At 69.3% G+C, this 17,952-nt stretch carries 19 protein-coding genes; 14 read left to right on the plus strand and 5 right to left on the minus strand.

Features of this window, described 5'->3' with window-relative positions; all coding sequences use genetic code 11:
- Window positions 1-92: 92 nt before the first annotated feature.
- Complete coding sequence (locus APQ99_RS06150) at window positions 93-2,615, plus strand: DUF2298 domain-containing protein (RefSeq protein WP_010902370.1); 2,523 nt, start codon at window positions 93-95, stop codon at window positions 2,613-2,615.
- Here the strand turns inward: APQ99_RS06150 and APQ99_RS06155 are convergent.
- A complete protein-coding gene (locus tag APQ99_RS06155; protein ID WP_012289181.1) occupies window positions 2,516-2,782 on the minus strand; it encodes an HAH_0734 family protein in 267 nt (88 codons plus the stop codon). The genes APQ99_RS06150 and APQ99_RS06155 overlap by 100 nt on opposite strands.
- Before the next feature lie 25 nt (window positions 2,783-2,807).
- Window positions 2,808-4,151: a hypothetical protein gene (locus APQ99_RS06160; RefSeq protein WP_012289180.1), complete on the minus strand. Its 1,344-nt coding sequence runs from the start codon at window positions 4,149-4,151 to the stop codon at window positions 2,808-2,810.
- 149 nt (window positions 4,152-4,300) lie between these two features.
- Between APQ99_RS06160 and APQ99_RS06165 the strand changes: the two genes are divergently transcribed.
- The 7 genes from APQ99_RS06165 (at window position 4,301) to APQ99_RS06195 (ending at window position 7,928) form a co-directional block, all read left to right on the plus strand.
- Window positions 4,301-4,582 (plus strand): 50S ribosomal protein L44e, encoded by a 282-nt coding sequence (locus APQ99_RS06165; RefSeq protein WP_012289179.1) that lies wholly within the window; start codon window positions 4,301-4,303, stop codon window positions 4,580-4,582.
- A gap of 4 nt (window positions 4,583-4,586) precedes the next feature.
- Entirely contained in the window at window positions 4,587-4,760 is a 174-nt protein-coding gene (locus APQ99_RS06170) for a 30S ribosomal protein S27e (protein WP_010902367.1), read from the plus strand.
- Window positions 4,757-5,560, plus strand: a complete 804-nt coding sequence (locus APQ99_RS06175) for a translation initiation factor IF-2 subunit alpha (RefSeq protein ID WP_010902366.1) — start codon at window positions 4,757-4,759, stop codon at window positions 5,558-5,560. Before APQ99_RS06170 ends, APQ99_RS06175 begins: the two co-directional genes overlap by 4 nt.
- The gene (locus APQ99_RS06180) at window positions 5,560-5,742 is read left to right on the plus strand and encodes an RNA-protein complex protein Nop10 (RefSeq protein ID WP_010902365.1); all 183 of its coding nucleotides are present in this window, start codon (window positions 5,560-5,562) and stop codon (window positions 5,740-5,742) included. The genes APQ99_RS06175 and APQ99_RS06180 overlap by 1 nt, the downstream gene beginning before the upstream one ends.
- A 4-nt stretch (window positions 5,743-5,746) precedes the next feature.
- Window positions 5,747-6,499 (plus strand): proteasome assembly chaperone family protein, encoded by a 753-nt coding sequence (locus APQ99_RS06185; RefSeq protein ID WP_010902364.1) that lies wholly within the window; start codon window positions 5,747-5,749, stop codon window positions 6,497-6,499.
- A 62-nt stretch (window positions 6,500-6,561) separates the two neighbouring features.
- Entirely contained in the window at window positions 6,562-7,161 is a 600-nt protein-coding gene (locus tag APQ99_RS06190) for a J domain-containing protein (RefSeq protein WP_012289178.1), read from the plus strand.
- Window positions 7,162-7,223: 62 nt separating this feature from the next.
- Window positions 7,224-7,928, plus strand: coding sequence for a metallophosphoesterase family protein (locus tag APQ99_RS06195; protein WP_049892488.1), 705 nt, complete (start codon window positions 7,224-7,226; stop codon window positions 7,926-7,928).
- Here APQ99_RS06195 and APQ99_RS06200 read toward each other — a convergent pair.
- The gene (locus APQ99_RS06200; protein ID WP_012289176.1) at window positions 7,916-9,181 is read right to left on the minus strand and encodes an NAD(P)/FAD-dependent oxidoreductase; all 1,266 of its coding nucleotides are present in this window, start codon (window positions 9,179-9,181) and stop codon (window positions 7,916-7,918) included. The two genes, APQ99_RS06195 and APQ99_RS06200, sit on opposite strands and share 13 nt — an antisense overlap.
- Window positions 9,182-9,304: 123 nt before the next feature.
- On the opposite strand from APQ99_RS06200, the gene APQ99_RS06205 reads away from it, so the two are divergent.
- From APQ99_RS06205 to APQ99_RS06230, 6 genes are all read left to right on the plus strand, one after another.
- Window positions 9,305-10,501 (plus strand): threonine synthase, encoded by a 1,197-nt coding sequence (locus tag APQ99_RS06205; RefSeq protein ID WP_010902360.1) that lies wholly within the window; start codon window positions 9,305-9,307, stop codon window positions 10,499-10,501.
- Between the two features lie 147 nt (window positions 10,502-10,648).
- Window positions 10,649-11,605 carry a TAXI family TRAP transporter solute-binding subunit gene (locus APQ99_RS06210; RefSeq protein ID WP_010902359.1) on the plus strand — a complete coding sequence of 319 codons (957 nt, stop codon included), beginning with the start codon at window positions 10,649-10,651 and terminating at the stop codon, window positions 11,603-11,605.
- A 61-nt stretch (window positions 11,606-11,666) separates the two neighbouring features.
- Entirely contained in the window at window positions 11,667-12,158 is a 492-nt protein-coding gene (locus APQ99_RS06215) for a DUF1850 domain-containing protein (protein ID WP_010902358.1), read from the plus strand.
- The gene (locus APQ99_RS06220; protein ID WP_010902357.1) at window positions 12,151-14,865 is read left to right on the plus strand and encodes a TRAP transporter permease; all 2,715 of its coding nucleotides are present in this window, start codon (window positions 12,151-12,153) and stop codon (window positions 14,863-14,865) included. The genes APQ99_RS06215 and APQ99_RS06220 overlap by 8 nt, the downstream gene beginning before the upstream one ends.
- Before the next feature lie 148 nt (window positions 14,866-15,013).
- Window positions 15,014-15,691: a metal-dependent transcriptional regulator gene (locus APQ99_RS06225; RefSeq protein ID WP_012289175.1), complete on the plus strand. Its 678-nt coding sequence runs from the start codon at window positions 15,014-15,016 to the stop codon at window positions 15,689-15,691.
- Window positions 15,688-16,377, plus strand: a complete 690-nt coding sequence (locus tag APQ99_RS06230) for a TMEM165/GDT1 family protein (protein WP_012289174.1) — start codon at window positions 15,688-15,690, stop codon at window positions 16,375-16,377. The genes APQ99_RS06225 and APQ99_RS06230 overlap by 4 nt, the downstream gene beginning before the upstream one ends.
- 23 nt (window positions 16,378-16,400) lie before the next feature.
- Here APQ99_RS06230 and APQ99_RS06235 read toward each other — a convergent pair whose 3' ends face one another.
- The gene (locus APQ99_RS06235) at window positions 16,401-17,084 is read right to left on the minus strand and encodes an HD domain-containing protein (protein ID WP_012289173.1); all 684 of its coding nucleotides are present in this window, start codon (window positions 17,082-17,084) and stop codon (window positions 16,401-16,403) included.
- Window positions 17,085-17,275: 191 nt separating this feature from the next.
- Window positions 17,276-17,938 carry an AIM24 family protein gene (locus APQ99_RS06240; protein ID WP_012289172.1) on the minus strand — a complete coding sequence of 221 codons (663 nt, stop codon included), beginning with the start codon at window positions 17,936-17,938 and terminating at the stop codon, window positions 17,276-17,278.
- Between the last annotated feature and the right edge of the window lie 14 nt (window positions 17,939-17,952).

Below are 17,952 nucleotides of genomic sequence, written 5' to 3' on the forward strand. Positions count from 1 at the left end.
CGCGTCGCCAAGTAGCCTATTCGGTCCGCCGGCCGGCGGAGCCGCGGGCGGAACCCGAAAACGTTTGCCCGATCAACGCCACGCCTCCGCTAATGGAGTTCGGGGTGGTCGCTCGATGGTGGGTGTTCTTCGGGGTGTTGTTGGTGGCAGGCCTACCCGTGGCGTCGCGCCTGCTCCCGGACGCGCCCGACCGTGGGGCGTCGGTTGCGATGCCGCTGTCCCTGGTGGTGGTGACGCTGGCGACCCTCTGGGTGGGGCAGGTCGCGTACGGACAGCTGGTCGTCGGCGGGGTGTTCGTGGCGGTTCTCGCGGCAGCCGCGTGGCTGGCGCGCGGTGGCGTCGAGATCCCGCGGAAGCCACTGCTGGAAGTGGTCGGCGTGTTCACGGTCGCGTTCGTGTTCCTCATCGTTGTCCGGGCGTGGGCCGACGGGGTTCAGCCGGCCGGCGGCGAACAGTTCCTGGATTTCGGGCTGTTGCAGGCGCTCGACCGGGCCGGCCAGCTGCCCCCGCGTGACATGTGGTTCGCGGGCGAGCGCGTCGTCTACTACTACGGCGGCCAGCTCATGGCGAGCATCGGCGCCCACCTCACGGACACGGCCCCGCGGTTCGCGTACGAGCCCGCGCTCGCCGGCGTTTACGCGATGGGGTGTACGGCGGCGTACGGGCTTGCGAGCACGATCGCCGCGGGAAACGGCGGCGAGAGCCGGCCGGTGGGTGTGCCGACAGCGATCGGTGGGGCCGGAGTCGCGCTGGCGGTGGTAGTGCTGGCGACGGGTGTGAACTGGCTGGTCGTCGCGGTCCCGGCGGCCGCCGCTGCGGTCGTCGTCACGCGGCCCAGGCGCGTGCGAGCGGGCGTGCTCGGGGCGTTCGCGTTCGGGTTCGCGAGCAACCTCGGGCCGGTGATCCGGCTGCTCGCGGCGCGCGTGGACGTTGTCAGGGCGGCGGTCGTGGCCGCGGGGATCAACGCCGACCGTCGGCCGGCGATCACGCCCGAAGCGTTCGACATGTGGCACGCCAGCCGGTTCATGGAAACCGGGCTCAACGAGTTCCCGCTGTTCGCGTACCTGAACGGCGACCTCCACGCCCACATGGTGAGCGTGCCCGTGCTGTTCGTCGCCGTGGCGGTCGGGGTGGCGTACTATCGGACGCCGGCCCGACAGCGGCGGCGGCGTTGGGCGCTGCTGTGGGGCGGGTTCCCGGTGGCCGGGGCGGCGATTCTGACCGTGAACACGTGGAGCCTGCCGACCGTGTTCGGGGTGGCCGCGCTCGCCGTCGCGCTGGCCGATCCCGCGCCCGCCACGCTGCTGCCGACGGGGGTGCAGCGGTGGACGCGTCGGGAGTCGGCGGTGGGACAGTCGGTGCAGCGCGTTCTGCTGGCGGTGGGCGTCGCGGCCGTCGGTGGGGTGCTCGCCGTGGTGATCGCGTGGCCGTTCGTGCAGAACGTGTTGTTGGCCGGCGCGAGCAACCAGCACCTGGCCGTGCTGCCGGTGCCGTCGCAGGCGGGCGCGCTGGTGTTCGTGCACGGGCTGTTCCTCGCGGCGTTCGGCGCGTACTTCGTGTCGCGCGTGGCGACATCGGTGGCCGGCTGGGTGGTCGCGGCGGCGGCTGCGGGCGCTGCGGTGGCTGTGGCGGTGGCCGTTGGACCGGTCGTCGGTGGCGTGGGCATCACCGCGGTGGTGCTCGTGGGGCCGGTGCTGGGCGCTGCGTGGTGGCTCCGCCGCCGAAACGCCGCCGGGGTCGAGTGCGTGCTGGTGGCCGCGGGCGCGGGGCTGGTGGTGCTCGTTGAGTACGTCTACTTGGCCGACGCGGCGTCCTACGAGCGGTTCAACACCGTGTTCAAGGTGTACGCACAGGTGTGGGCGCTGTGGTCGGTGGCGGGCGGCGTTGCGCTCGCTGGCGTCTCCGAGCGGCGCGCATCCACCGGGGGCCTGGGAGCAGTGTTCGTGGTGGGGCTGGTGGTGGCGGCGTCGGTCTACGGCGGGCTGGCGGTGACCACGCACGCCGCGAACGCCGACGACGCGTCCCTGGACGCCCTGGAGTACGCCGGCAACGCTCATCCAGGGGAAGCAGCGGCCGCCAGGTGGCTGGGAGACCGACGCAGGGGAACACGGATCGTCGCGGCGCCAGGCGTCGATCCGTACACGTGGCAGAACCCGGCGGCGAGTTTGAGCGGGGTGCCGACCGTCGCGGGGTGGGCTCACGCCGCCAACTACCATAGTCAGGCGGCGTGGGAGCAACGCGTCGACGACATCGGTGTCGTCTACGAGACGACGGACGCCGCGTCACGGGCGGCGATCCTCGAAAAGTACGACGTGACCTACGTGTGGGTGGGGCCGGTCGAGCGCGCGCGCTACGAGATCCCTGATCTCAGCGCCGACCCCGGAATCGAACCGGTGCACCGGACACCAGCGGTCACCATCTATCGGGTGACGGACGACGAACTCGTCGCGCCCCGCAGCGGCCCCATCACGGTCACAACGACGCCACAAGCGGCGACCGCGACGGCACCGGGGGCTCAGACCGCGAGGTCGCCGGCGCGCTTCGTGACGGTGACGTCTTCGGCGTCGACGGCCGTGACGTCCAGCCAGTGGGGGACGAAGTTGCGTTTCTCGTAGTCCTCAAGCTCGTCTTCGTCGCCGGCGATACACCACAGCTGGACCTCGTCGGGGCCGTGCCAGTCGCCGTTCCGGGTGACCTGGAAGAGGTGCTTCTCCTCGCCGTCGACCTCGACGATGCCCTCCCGGCGGACGTCGGCGTCGCCGTGGATGATGAGCCGCTCCATGCGTTCGGTTTCGGCGTAACGCGGATTAAACGCTTCGAAGCCCCCCTGCGGCGGTGCGTCCGAACCAGTACGTGGGGTGGGCGAAGACGACGAGCAGGGGCAGCCACGCGACGAGCACGAGCGTCGGACCGACCACGGCGACGACCGCCGCTGGCGGTGCCAGAACGGCTGCGAGCCGCTGCCAGCGACTCGCGGGGGCGACGTCGTGGGCCGCGCCGAGGACGACGAACACGCCGAGTTGCGCCACGAGCAGCCCCGAGACGACAGCCCTGCGGACGGTCGGCAGCGCGACCGCGGGGTGTGTGAGTGCACCGCCGACGGCGGCGAGCGTGCCGAGCGCGATCGGGGTACCGACCGCCGCTGCTGTGAGGCCGCGAACCGTTCGGAGCCGCCCGCTGGCTGCGAGTGTCCCGACGGCGGCGGCAGTGAGCGCGGCGAACAGCGCGGCGGCGATGGAGAGCTCGAAGTACGTAGAGACCACGCCGGACCCGACGAGCGCGACGGCCGCAGCCCCGCCAGCGGCGGCGACGACGGTGCCGGCTTGGGTTGAGCCAGCGGTCGGCACGCGCGTGCCGACCGCGCGCGTCGACCACAGCAGCCCGGCGAGCACGGCCAGCGTCGGCGCGAGCACGATGGCTGCGTACCGGAGGAATGCGGGGCCGGTTTCGGCGACGAGGGCGGCCTGCGTGGCGGCGGTGGCGACGAGGCCGTCGCTGGTAGCGTACGCGATGACTGCGTCGTCGAGCTGGTCGCCGCGCGTCCACGTTGTCACGGGTGCGTCGGCGGGACCGTGCGTGACGACGTGGTCGGCGGGCGCGTGCAGCCGGACGGCGTCGGCGTCGACTTCCCAGCCCGTCGGTCTGCCGTCGGCGACGGCGTCGACGACGACCACGCCGCCCGCCGCGGTGTGGGCGACGCCGGGCGCGTCGTACTCGATGGTGACGGTGTCCCCGCCAGCCGTGAGAGTGGCGGCTGCCGGGACTGGCGCGATCCCGTCGGTCGCAGTGGGGTCGCTGCCGGCCGCGAGTGCCGCGAGGACGGTGTCGGCGTTGGCGGCGGCCCAGCGGGCGTCCGCCGAGCCAACGGTCAGATCAACGGACACCTGGGTGGTGGCGTTCGCGGCGACATGGACGTCCATCGTGGACGCCGCGACGGTGATGTTGTCGCCGCCGGCCGCCGCCGCGGCCTCCTCGAAGCTCGGACCGCACGCACCACAAACGTCCGCTGGCGGTGGTGCCGCCGCGGCCGGTGGGGCAGCGCCGAGCGAGAACGCCGAGACCACGATGACGACAGCGATGAGACCAATGCGACGCGCGTCGGCACGCTCGGACACGGCGGACAGCGATCGGGACGAGGGGGGCGGTGACATGTCCGACGTGTCACATCGAACTGTCAAAACGTTTGCTCGGCAACCGCCGCGGGGCGTCCAACTCGAACGACGGTTCTGCTGCCGCCCCCGAACCAAACGGATTTTAAACAGCCGAATCATATCGGGGGATAACAGAGCTGATTCCGCCTATGGAGATGCCACGCCGATTCAACAGCTACTGCCCGAACTGTGACGAACACCACCAGCTTGAGGCCGAGAAGGTGCGTTCCGGCCGCTCGTCTGGCATGAAATGGGACGCTCGCCGCACGAAGCGCGCCAACGCGTCCATCGGGAACCACGGTCGGTTCTCGAAGGTCCCGGTCGGCAACAAGCCGACCAACCGGACGGACCTCAAGTACCGCTGCAGCGAATGCGGCAACGCCCACCTGCGTGAGGGATGGCGCGCCGGCCGACTGGTGCTCCAGGAGTAGACCAATGTCAGGAGGATTTTACAACGTCGAATGTCCGGATTGTGAGAACGAACAGACCGTCTTCGGGAAGGCCTCCACGGAGGTCGCCTGTGCCGTCTGCGGGACGACGCTCGCGCGTCCGACCGGCGGCGAGGCCGACCTCCTCGGTGAGGTCATCGAAACCGTCGAGGCCAGATGAAATACGAGGGCTGGCCCGACGAGGGCGAACTGGTCGTCGGGAAAGTCGACGACATCGAGGACTTCGGGGTTTTCGTCGACCTCGAACAGTACCAGGACAAGCGTGGGCTGGTCCACGTCAGTGAGGTCGCCAGCGGCTGGATCAAGAACGTCCGCGACCACGTCAACGAGGACCAGACCGTCGTCGCGAAGGTGTTGGGCGTCGACGAGTCCGCCCAGCAGATCGACCTGTCGTTGAAAGACGTCAACGACCACCAGCACTCGGACACGATCCAGGAGTGGAAAAACGAACAGAAGGCCGACAAGTGGCTGACCCTGGCGTTCGGCGAGGACATGGCCGACGACCAGTTCCGCCGCATCGCCAACGGCCTGCTGGCGGACTTCGGGAGCCTCTACGACGGCTTCGAGCAGGCGGCCATCCACGGCCACGAGGCGCTGGCTGACACCGCCCTCGAAGACGACGAGATCGACGCCATCGTCGAGACCGCCCGCGACAACGTCTCCGTGCCGTACGTCACAGTCACGGGGTACGTCTCGCTGCAGTCGCCGGACGGGGACGGCGTCGACACGATCAAGGACGCGTTACAGGCCGCGGAGGGCAACGGCGAGGTGCCCGACGAGGTCGACCTGGACGTGACGTACGTCGGTGCGCCGGAGTACCGGCTGCGCGTGCAGGCACCGAACTACAAGACCGCGGAGTCCGCGCTCGAGGCGGCCGGCGACCGCGCCGTCGACTCGGTCACGGCCCACGACGGGAGCGGCGCGTTCCACCGCGAGCGCCAGCTCGACGACGACGCGTAATGAAATCGGATATCCGCGTCTGCGAGGCGTGGCGCAGCCACCACGACGGCCCCGTCTACACGCTGTCGGAGACGTGTCCCGAGTGTGGCGGTGACGCCGTCAACAGCGCGCCAGCGCCGTTCGACCCGGCGGACCCACACGGCAAGTACCGACGCGCTCTTAAGGAGCGCCGCCGGCTGTAGGGATATGGACGAACTCAGCATTGAGTGGGTTGCAGAGCCATCGCTGGACGATCCGGCGCTCGTCGAGGGGCTGCCGGGCGTCGGGCACGTGGGCAAGCTGGTCGCCGAGCACGTGATCGCGGAAGCGGACAGCGAGCTCGTGTGTCGCGTGCACAGCGAGTACTTCCCGCCACAGGTCACCGTCGGCGACGACAGCGTCGCGGAGCTGGCGGCGGCGGAGATCCACGCCGTCGAGACGGGCGGCCGGGATCTGCTCGTGGTGACCGGCGACCACCAGGCCCAGGACACCGTGGGCCAGTACCGCGTGACCGAGGCGTTCCTGGACGCGGCCGCGGAGTTCGACGCGACGGACGTGTTCTCGCTCGGCGGCGTCCCGACCGGCGAACTCGTCGAGGACCACGACGTGATCGGCGCGGTCTCCAGTGCGGCGCTGAAAGACGGGCTCGCGGACGCCGGCGTGGAGTTCCGCAGCGAGGAGCCCGCGGGCGGCATCGTGGGATCGAGCGGGCTGCTGGTCGGCCTCGGCGGGAAGCGTGGGTTCGACGCGGCCTGCTTGATGGGGGAGACGTCGGGCTACCTGGTCGACCCGAAGGCCGCCAAGGCCGTGTTGGCCGTGCTGGGGGCGCGACTCGACTTCGAGATGGACGAGGAGGCGCTGGACGACCGCGCCGAGGAGATGGAGGAGGTCGTGTCGCGGCTCCAGGACATGGAGGAGACGCCCAGTCCCGGCGACGAGGACCTGCGGTATATCGGCTGAGCCGCGGCCGGTCGGTCGCGGTGAGCGAACGTTTCTTTTCCACGCAGCCCCCATGATGACGTGTGCCAGGAGCATGGCTCGCGTGGGGGGCTGCGATCACGGGCGGCGTGACAGTGGTTGCGGCCGCGCTGTTCGTCGCCGGACAGCGGCTGTTCCCCGCGGGGGACAGCCACGGGCCGACAGGGGAGTCCGGGGAGTGGAAGCGCCGCAGGGAGATCCGGGAGTACTTGCACGCGATCGGGGAGCCGTTCGCCGAAGACCACGTGGTGGCTGGTCGCAGCGTGGCGTTCTACCTGCCACAGCGCGACGTCGCGGTGACCTTCGACGCGGGCGCGTATTTCAGCATTCGGAGCGCGGACACGGCGGCGGTGTTGGCCGAGCACGAGCTCCCCGGGTGGGCGATCGGCGGCCGGCTCCCGTTCGAGACGCCGGACGTGAGCGACGTGTTCGAGGCGGCCAGCGCTGCCGAGAGTGACAGCGACGGGGCGGCGGCGATCGAGGACGCCTTCGAGACGCTGGGCGTTTCACGCGGGGCCAGCGACACCGAACTGCGGGCCGCGTACCAGGACCGCGTCAAGGACGCGCATCCGGACCACGGCGGTGACAGGGAGGCCTTCGAGCGCGTCCGGGAGGCGTACGCGGTGGCACAGCAGGCGCGGTAGCCGGCTGGTGGCCGCCGCCGCGGATCGCTGTGCATAACTCGCCGGGTTGCGACGCATCGGGTGTGTCCCAGACGCCGGCGTGGGTGGTGTTCGGGCAGCGGGTGGCGTATCTCCCGGCGGCCGACGCGCTCGTGCTGGCAGATCTGCACGTGGGGCGGGGCAGCGCGTCGGACGAGCGGCGGGACATCCTGGCCCGGTTGCGGGGCCACCTCGACCGGTTCGAGCCGGCTCGCGTGGTGGTAGCGGGTGATCTATTGCACGCCACTGGGTCGCTGCCGGCGGGGGTCGCGGAGACGGTTGGTGCAGTCGTCGGCGCGATCGAGGACAGCGCCGCGGGCCTGCGTGTGGTTCGGGGCAACCGGGACGGAATGCTTGCCGCGGTTGGCGTGTCCGCAACCGACAGCGTGCGGCTCGACGACGGCACGGTCGTGTGCCACGGCCACGAGGAGCCGGCGGCGGATGGGGACCGGTACGTGGTCGGCCACCAGCATCCGGCCGTCACGATCAGTGGGGGGCAGCGGCGGCCGTGTTTCCTCTATGGCCCCGGGCAGTACGACAGCGCCGACGTGCTCGTGGTGCCGGCGTTCACGCGGCTCGCGGCGGGGACGCCGGTCGGAACGCTCGGCGACGGCACCGCCGTGTCGCCGCTGTTGGCGCCGCCGGCGGGCTACCGGCCGATCGTCGTCAGCAACGGGGAGACGCTGGGGTTTCCCGCGCTCGGGGATCTCGACGGGCTGTTGGTGGGCGCGCGCGGCTACGAGACGTGATCGCTGGCGGCGCGTGCGGCCGCCCGCCCGCTCTCCATGGCGCCGTTTATCGAGGCGTTGTGCGTGTACGAGCCGGCGACGTACACCGCGCCCGCGGGGGCGGTGGTGTCCGGGAGCGTGTCGTGGACGCCGGGGGGTTGTGCGAACTGGGAGAACGGCACCCGGTGTGTGTGCAGGACTTCGAACGCACCGAGCGACGCCTCCGGATACCAGTCGGCGATGGCGTCCCGGGCGGCGGTGGCGAGGGCCGTCGACGAGCGGTCCGGCGTGCCCAGCGTGGTCACTGCGACGAGTTCGCGGTCGTCGGGGGCGTATTCGGGCGCGACGCCGGACATCGGTGCGACGGTGTTGGGCACGTCATCGGCGGCGTTGAGGTGGATGCGGTCGCTGTCACCGAGCGGGTGGGCGGCCGGGAGCGCGACGTGTTGGGTGGTACAGCCCTTCCAGTCGGTGGGGATCGCGTCGACGCCCGTGAGCTCGCGTGCGGCGTCGGGGTCCGTGGCGACGACGACGGCGTCCGCGTCGATCCGTTCGCCGGGCACGTCGACGGCAGCGGGATCGCTGTGGACGGCTTCGACCGGCGTTTCGGGTTCGATGGTGACACCCGCATCGCGGGCACGGGCGGCCAGCTGGGCGGAGATCGCGCCCATCCCGGCGGCCGGGAGCACGGTCCGGCCGTCGGCGAGCAGTTTGAACGTGTACTCGAAGACGCGTTTGGACGTGGACAGCGACCGATCCAGCGTGATGCCCCCGTAGAACGGCCGCACGAACCGGTCGACGTACCGGTCGGAGAACCCGCGGGCGGCGAGATACTGCTCGATGGTGGCGTCGGCGTCGCTCCAGATGTCCGCGAAGGGTTTGCGGGTCAGCTCCCGCTTCAACAGCAGCGTGCGGAGTTTGTCCATCGTCGATACCTCCCGGTTCAGCACCGACGGAACGAGTGCGCCCGGATCGCGCAGGGGGTCCCCGAGCACTGCGCGCCGGTCGCCGCGGCAGATGACCGCCCCAGGTGAAAACGACCGCAGGTCGAGGGCGTCGAAGTCGAGTTCGCGTTTCGCCGCGGGGTACGACGTGAACAGCACCTGGAAGCCGCGGTCGAAGGTGAAGCCGTCGGCGTGCGTGGAGCGGACGCGGCCGCCGACCGTGGGGTTGCGCTCGAACAGGGTCACGTCGAGACCGTCCGCCGCGAGGTGTCGCGCCGCCACCAGCCCCGCCAGCCCGCCGCCCACAACCACTGCCTCTTCGTCGGTCATGGCCGTGTGTTGGGGTGGCGGCGTCATCAACGTGGGTGCTTTCGGGGCGTATGTGCCGCCCCGAGGACGCCGGCCACGCTGGAAGGGACAGGGCCTTTGTCGGGGCGTTCGAAACACCGCAGCATGGAGACGACGCGAGCCTTCGAGGGGCTGGAGTGCGTGGACTGTGGGGAATCGTTCGCGGCCGCGGCGGCGACCCACCGGTGTCCGGAGTGTGGGGGCATCCTCGACCCCGCCTACGACCTGGAGAACCTGGACGTGGACGCCGAGACGTTCGGCGCGCGGCGGTTCGACTCGCTGTGGCGGTACGCGGAGTTGCTGCCGTTCACGCGTGGGTCGGCGGTGTCGATGGACGAGGGGGCGACGGCGCTGGTTCCGTGTCCGGGGCTGGCCGACGAACTCGGCGTGGGCGAACTCTACATCAAAGACGAGGGGCGCAACCCGACCGGCACGTTCAGGGACCGCGGGCAGACGGTGGCGATGACGGCGGCGGCCCAGCACGGTGCCAGCGAGGTGGCGTTGGCGTCGACGGGGAACGCCGGACAGTCAGCGGGAGCGTACGCCGGTCGTGCGGGCCTCGATGCACACGTGTTCCTGCCGTCCCGCTCGGGGTTCACAACCAAGGCGATGGTGAACGTCCACGGCGGCGACATGAACGTCGTGCAGGGGCGCATCGGCGACGCCAACGCCGCCTTTGAGGACGCCATGGACGAACACGGCGAGGCGTGGTACTCGCTGCAGGCGTTCGCGACGCCGTACCGCCACGAGGGCAAAAAGACGCTGCTGTACGAGACCGTCGAGCAACTCGACTGGGAGACGCCCGACCACGTGGTCTATCCGACCGGCGACGGCGGCGGGCTCGTGGGGATGTGGAAGGCCGCCACGGAGCTCCGCGAGCTCGGCATCACCGCGGACGTGCCGGCGATGTACGCCGCACAGGCCGAGGGGTGTGCGCCGATCGTGCGGGCGTTCCAGGAGGGCCGCGACGCCCACGAGCCGTGGGACACGCCGGACACCATCTGTGGCGGCATCGAGATCCCGGACCCCGCGGGCAGCCGGCTGGTGTTGGAGGCACTGCGCGAGAGCAACGGCGGCGCGGTGGCCGCGAGCGACGAGGAGATCCTGGAGGCGGGCACCGCGGTCGCCAGCCGTGCGGGCCCGGAGATGGGGGCGACGTGCGCGGCGGCGGCGGCGGGCGCGTGGGAGCTGGCTGACCGGGACGCGTTCGGGGAAGACGACACCGTGGTGGTGGTGAGCACGGGGACGGCGAACAAGGCGGCGGACGTGTTGCGGTCGCATCTGATGAGCAAAGGCATCTGAGCGACCGCGTTGAGAACACGCGTTATTTCGACGGATCGGTTTAATTCGTGGTGAATTTTGCGGGCGTTGGTTCTGGAACAATGGGTGCGACAGCGCCGAATACGACGTTCGAAATATTAATACGATGGAGAACCCACCGGCAACTGTATGCCAACTGAGCACACGCGTCGGCGGTTCCTGCAGGCGACTGGGGCAACCAGCATCGCTGCGCTGGCTGGGTGCGCCGGCGGTGACGACGGGGCCGGGGACGGCACGCGGCTGTCGTGGCACGCGGGCGGCCAGAGTGGCACGTACTACCCGCTGTCGAACGAGTTCAAGACCATCGTCGAGGACAACACGGACTACTCGCTGAACGTCCAGACCACGGGCGCAAGCGTGGAGAACGTCGGCAGCCTCGCGAAGGGGAACGCCGACTTCGCGCTCATCCAAAACGACATCGCGTACTTCGCGAAGAACGGCACCGGGATCGATGCCTTCCAGGACAGGGCGGTCGACAACCTCGCCGGCGTCGCCACGCTGTACCCGGAGACGATCACGCTGATCACGCGTGCGGACACCGGCATCGAGACCGTGGCCGACCTCGACGGCGCGACCATCAACACCGGTGACCTCGGGTCCGGCACGCAGGTCAACGCCCTCCAGATCCTGGAGGCCGCCGGCGTGACCGACTACGAGGAGCAGACCGCGTCGTTCGCACAGGCCGCCGAACAGCTCCGGAACGGCGACATCGACGCCGCCTTCGTGGTCGGCGGCTGGCCCGTGGGTGCCATCGAGGAGTTGGCCAACACCAACGACATCGAGATCGTGCCCATCGAGGGAGAGGCCCGCGACGCCGCCAAGGAGGCGGCGTCCTGGTTCGCCGACGACACCATCCCGAGCGGGACGTACAGCGGCATCGACCGGTCCATCGAAACCGTCTCCGTGCAGGCGATGATCGCGACCCACGACGGCGTCGACGAGGCGACCGTCACGGCGGTCACGAGCGCGATCTTCGAGCACACCGGCGACCTGACCATCAAACCCGACTTCATCGACACGGCGTCGGCCCAGGACGGGATGTCCATCGACCTCCACCCTGGCGCGGCCGCCTACTTCGAGTCGTAACGCCGCCTCCACACCCCACACGCGGGTGTTTCACAAGCCACATGCGTAGAGAGATCAGTTCATGAACCGCACTCGTATCGTCGTCGTGGCGGCCAGCGTCCTGGCCGTGCTGACAGTGATCGCTGCCGTCGTGCCGGCCGGAACTGTCCTGGTCGCCGACGACACCGACACCGACCAGCGGTATCTCACGGTGCCCGTCTCCGAGGGCTCGACGGTGGCGCTGGAGTACACACACAGCGTCGAGCGCTCCCGCGTCTACGAGGCCTACGCCGTTCGCGGCGAGACCCTGGAGATGACGCGCGCGGAGTTCGAGTCGTACGGCTGGGGGTTCCCCAGCGCCGCGAACGTCACCATCGAGAACGGGACGTTCGTCTACTCGCCGGACCGCACCGCCACCGTGTTGACGGTGTCACCGGGACGCATCGCCGGGCACACGCTGCACGTCGACGACCGAAGCTACGACCTCGTCTCGGTGACCGACGCACAATCAGTTGATCTTCATGTTGTCCATCGAACACTCCTTGCGACGATGATCGAGAGCATCTATGAGTAACGACCACTCGACGACGGACGCGCCGGACGCGGACTCAGTACTGCAAGAGATCGAGCGGAAACGCGACCTCAGCGGGCGGATCGTGCTGGCGGTCGCCGCGATCGGGATCGCGTTCTCCGTGTTCCAGTTGTGGCTGGCGGCCCGGGGTTCGGTGCTCTCGGTGTCGCTCCCGATCGTGGGGTCGGTCACGCTGGCGAAACTCCAATTGCTCCAGATCAACGCCGTGCACGTGGCGTTCGCGCTCGTGTTGACGTTCCTGCTGTATCCGGCGAGCACCGGTGACGGGCCCGTGGCGCGGCGGTGCAAGCGGCTGTCGGAGGCGGCCACCGCCAGGCTGGGCTCGTCGCACCCGGTGACCCGCGTGATCAACGCTGTCGGCGCGGGCCTGGCGTGGGCGGTCGTCGACGACGACCTCGACGCCGTGGCCCCGGTCGACATCGCGTTCGCGGCGGTGTCGGCGCTGGCGGCGGTGTACTTCATCACGGACTTCGCCGAGATCCGCGAGCTCCGGTATCTGGGCCTGACCGCTGGGCGTCCGCTCCCGACGGTGTGGCTCGGCTACCTCGACGTGATCCGGCCGGTGTTCGACGCGCTCAGCCCCGTCCTGAACCCTGCCGGGGCGTTGCTGGGGCCGCTCGGCCACACCTCCTACGCGCTCGTGCTCGGCGCGGTCGGCGTGGTGCTCGTGCTCGAAGCCACGCGACGAGCGATCAGCCTCTGGCTGATGTGCATCGTCGCCGCGTTCATCGCGTACGCCCGTTTCGGCTACCTCATTCCACAGGACGTGGCGTACCTGCAGATCATCTCGATCCCGCCGTTCGCGTGGCCGGAGATCATCCAAAACCTCTGGTATAACACCGAGAACGGCGTGTTCGGGATTCCGGTCACGGTGTCCGTGCAGTTCATCTACGTGTTCATCCTGTTCGGTGCGTTCCTGGAGATGTCGGGCGCCGGTCAGTGGTTCATCGACCTGGCCTACGGCGCGACCGGAACCCGGAAAGGCGGCCCCGCGAAGGCCTCCATCCTGGCGTCCGGGTTCATGGGCACCATCTCGGGGTCGTCGATCGCGAACACGGTGACGACGGGCGCGTTCACCATCCCGCTGATGAAGCGCTCGGGATACCGCCCGGAGTTCGCGGGCGCGGTCGAGGCGTCGGCGTCCTCGGGCGGCCAGATCCTCCCCCCAGTCATGGGGGCGGCGGCGTTCCTCATCGTGCAGTACACCGGCACGCCGTTCGCGGACGTGATCGTCGCCGCGACCATCCCCGCACTCGTGTTCTTCTTCGGCGTGTGGGTGATGGTGCATTTCGAGGCCGGCAAAGAGGACATCGGCGGGCTCGGCACCGATGACCTGGTGTCGCTTCGGTCGCACCTCCGCACCGGCTGGTTCTACCTCGTCCCGATCGGGTTGTTGTTGTACTACCTGATCGTCGAGCGGCTGTCGGTGGCGCGCTCGGCGTGGTTCACGATCGTCGCGATCGGCGCACTGATGGCGCTGGTGGCGGCGTACGGCGACGAAACCCGCGGCCTGCTGGGCGGCGTGCTGACGGTGGTGACCGGTGGCACGCTGCTGGCGGAGTGGCTGGGGGGCGGCTCACTGGTGGCGGTGCTGACCGGTGGTGGTGCCGGCGCGCAGCCGCTGGGCGGAGCGGTTGCCGCGACGCTGGGTGAACTCGGCTGGCTGGCGATCGCGGCGGGCGTGATAACGATGGCGCTGCGGCCGCGGGCGGACGCCAGCCTGCTGGGCTTCGACGACGCCGTCGACGACACCGCGGGCGCGGTCAGCGCCGCGGTGGGGCGCCCGTCGCTTGCCGGCAACGGGCTGTTCCGGTACGGGGTGTTCACCCTGAAGTCGATGGAGGACGGCGCCCGGACCGCGGTCCCGGTCGTGATCGCCGTCGCCGCGGCCGGCGTCATCCCGGGCGTCATCAGCATCTCCGGGCTCGGGCCGAACCTGGTGTCGCTGATTCAGGCCGTCGCGGGGGGCTCGCTGGTGGTCGTGCTCGCGATCACGGCGATCTCCTCGATCATCCTCGGGATGGGGATGCCGACGACGGTCACGTACATCATCCTCTCCGTGTTGCTCGTGCCGGTGTTGCTGCCGTTCGGGGTGCCGGAGCTCGCCGCGCACCTGTACATCCTGTATTTCGGCGTCATCGCGGACATCACGCCGCCGGTCGCGGTGGCGGCGTACGCTGCCGCCGGGGTGGCGAAATCGGACCCGTTCGACACCGGCGTCGAGGCGTTCTCGCTGTCGCTGAACAAGGCCATCGTGCCGTTCGCGTTCGTGGTGACGCCAGGGGTCATGCTGTTGCGGCGCAACGCCGGGTCGCTGCCGCCGGGCGACCAGTACAGCGTCGTCGGCGTGGCTGACCTCCTCGACGTGGGGTATTCGGTTCCGGAGGTGGTGCTCCCCATTGCGGGTGTCGTTCTGGGTGTCGTGGCGCTGGCTGCGACCGTCATCGGGCACGTGTACACCGACGTTGCGCGCGCCGAGCGCGTGGCGTACGCGGGCAGCGCGCTGTTTCTGATGGCACCCACGCTCATCGTCACCACGGCCAACGACGTGCTCGGCCTGCTGGGCGTTGCGGGCGGACAGACGGGTGTCGTGGTGGATCTCGGACTGCGGGCGATCGGGCTCGTGGTGTTCGCGGCGCTGCTCGTGCGGAACCGTCGTGCGAGCACCGCCGAGGAACCGGCCGCGTAGCGCTGCCGGGTCTTCCGGTGCCGTGTGGTGGTGCGTTTTTGCCTGCGTGAATGGTTCGTCGCAGTGCCACCGCTCACGACAGCCGGGAAAACGAAGGTACCCGCATCGCCAAATATATATTTAGATGCATCTAAACGACGGTGTTGGCATGCTCTCTGACGTAATGGAAGACTACCTCAAATCGATCTACAACCTCGAACGCGAACACGAACCGCCGATCGCGACGTCCACCATCGCGGAGTACCTGGACGTCACGCCGCCCACGGTCACCAGCATGGCCGAGAAGCTCGAATCCCGCGGCCTGATCGAGCGCGAGAAGTACGCGGGCGTCGAGCTCACGCCCGACGGCGAAACCGTCGCCGTGGAAGTGATCCGCCACCACCGCCTGCTCGAATCGTTTTTGGCGACCCATCTGGACTACGACTGGGACGAAGTCCACGACGAGGCCGACGCCCTCGAACACCACATCAGCGAGGAGTTCGAGGACCGACTCGCGGAGAAACTCGGCGACCCGACGGTCGATCCCCACGGCGACCCCATCCCGAACGCCGACCTCGAACCGCCCGAGCACCCCGACACCGAGGTGCTTGCCGACCACGCCGAAGGCGACGCCCTCGTGGTGGCGCGCGCAAGCGACCGCAACACCGACGAGCTCCGATATCTCGCCGACGCCGGCGTGCAGCCCGGCACTGAACTCACGGTCACCGAGCACGCGCCCATCGGCCTGTTCGTCGTCGAGATCGACGGCGAAGCCGTCCACCTCCCCGAGCGCGTCGCGGAAACGCTCGAAGTCAGACCCGCGGCCGACGAGGTGACCGACGCGTGAGCGCGTTCACGGAAGTCCTGACGCTCGCGTTCGTCACGCAACTCGCAGCGCTCCCGGGCGAAAAGGTCCAGTTCATCATCGCCAGCCTCAGCACCGAATACGACCCGCGGATCGTCGTCGCAGCGGCCGGCTCCGCGTTCGGCATCTGGACCGTGATCGAGATCCTCGTCGGGGAGGGGCTCCAACGCCTCATTCCCGGTGTCGTCTTGGACGTGACAACCGCCGCCCTGTTCGCCGTGTTCGGCATTCTGCTGTTGCGGTCGATGCCCGCACGAACCGGGTCTGACGAACCCATGTCAAGCGACGGCGGGGGCGTCGCGGCCAGCATCGACGACGTGACCCTGTTCGGGTACCGCCTCACCACGGCGCTCGGCGGCTTCATCCCCATCTTCTCGATGATGTTCGCCGGCGAGTTCGGCGACAAAACACAGCTGGTCACCATCGGACTGGCAAGCGACTACGGCGCGACGCCCGCGATCTGGCTGGGGGAAATGCTGGCGATCATTCCCGTCAGCATGGTGAACGCGTACTTCTTCGACCGCTTCTCCGGGAAGTTCGACGCGCGCAAGGCGCACCTCGTGTCCGCAGTGCTGTTTTTCTTCTTCGCAGGGGACACGCTCCTAGAAGTGAGTGTCGGCGTCTCCGTCTGGGAGGAACTGGTGGCGCTCGCCAGCCAGCTGCTCTGATCGCTGGCAGCGTCCCGGGACGGTTAGTATCCGGTGTCGTTCATCGCCGGCACCTCCGAAGTCAGCCAGTCGTGGAGCCACCGCACGCGCTTCAAGCGCCTGTGTGCGATCGACGACGCGGCGTCGGACTCCACGCGCTCGGCGGCGTCCTCGCCGCGGTCCAGCACGCGCTGGATCATCTCCGCGGCGTCGACGTGGGTGCGCGCCTCGTACCCCATCCGGAGCAACATCAGCGCGGCGCCGTTCGCGCCGGCTTTGTCCAGCAGGTCGGCTTCCACGAGACACCGCGCCTCCAGTGGCAGGTCCATGAGGTCACCCTGATAGGAGTGCCGTGACACCGCCTCCGCGACCTGATCGACGAACGACGGCGGGAACTGGCCGTGCGTTTCGAGGTATTTGCGCGCGATGCGCGCGCCCTCCTCGGCGTGGGCGTCCTGTTCGGCCTCCAGCTTCGCGATGTCGTGGAACAGCGCCGCGACCCGAACCACATCGACGTTCGCGCTCGTCGCCTCGGCGATGCGCTCGGCGATGTCGACGACGTTCATGATGTGGGTGAACCGGTACTCCGCGGAGTGCCACGGGTACCACCGCATCCGCCCGCCGTCGGTCTCGTTTTCGACGCTGGCCTCCAGGTAATCCCGGACGAACGCGGCCATGTTGTCGAACTGCGCGTCCGTGACCGGCGACTCCCTTATTTCGACGCCCACCGTCTCACCTCCGTTACCAAGCAGTGCATCCGTGTCATTGTTCGGATACAGGTTTGTTCCAGTCTTAGGCCTTTTGCAGCCCTCCCGGCGGGCGACGTCGACTCGGCGGCCGACCCGCCAGCCACCACGCCACGAGAAGCAGCCCGACCCGTGGCGCGCGACGGAACTGTCGCCCACACGGTGGCCGTGGGTCAGACGTGCTCCTCGTAGGGCTGCACCACCACGAAGCCGGAGTCAGTGCCCGCGTCGTCGAACTCCATTTGGAAGCGCTCCCCGGACTCCTGGCCGACCATGTCCGAGAGGCTGGCGTTCACGTCGACGCTCGGCGTGGTGGCGCTCCAGGCGACCGTCGCACTCGGGTCGGTCGTCACCGGCGGCGCTACCACCAGCGGATCGCCGTGGGTGGTGAGCGCAACACAGCCGGGGCCGCTGATCGCGACGTTCGTGAACCCCCCGGCGAACGACCCGGCGAGGCTGTCCATCGTCGTGACCTCGTAGGACAGCTCGGACTCGAACGCGAGTACGTCCTCGCCGTTGACCGTGATCCGGTCGTCGGCGGCCAACTCGAGGATCTGGACTTTCTTCTGTGCGTCCGCGAGGTAGAGGGTGCCTGTGCCCTCCGCACGCATGATCGGGGTGCCCTCACCGGTTGCGGCCTCCTTGATGATGCCCGTGAGCCCGCCCTCCGCCGACCGCTTCCCGGTGAACGAGAACTCGCCCGTGTACGCGACCATCGCCCCGGCTTTCGCCATCACGTCGCCGTCGACATCGATTGCCAGGGTGTAACTGTTCTCGATCGCGAACGGGGCGTCGTCGCTTGCGGTGTCCGCGGCGTTGAATTGGTCGATGTTCATAACGAACCGAAGCC

Source organism: Halobacterium salinarum DSM 3754, assembly GCF_008124605.1.
GTDB lineage: Archaea > Halobacteriota > Halobacteria > Halobacteriales > Halobacteriaceae > Halobacterium > Halobacterium salinarum.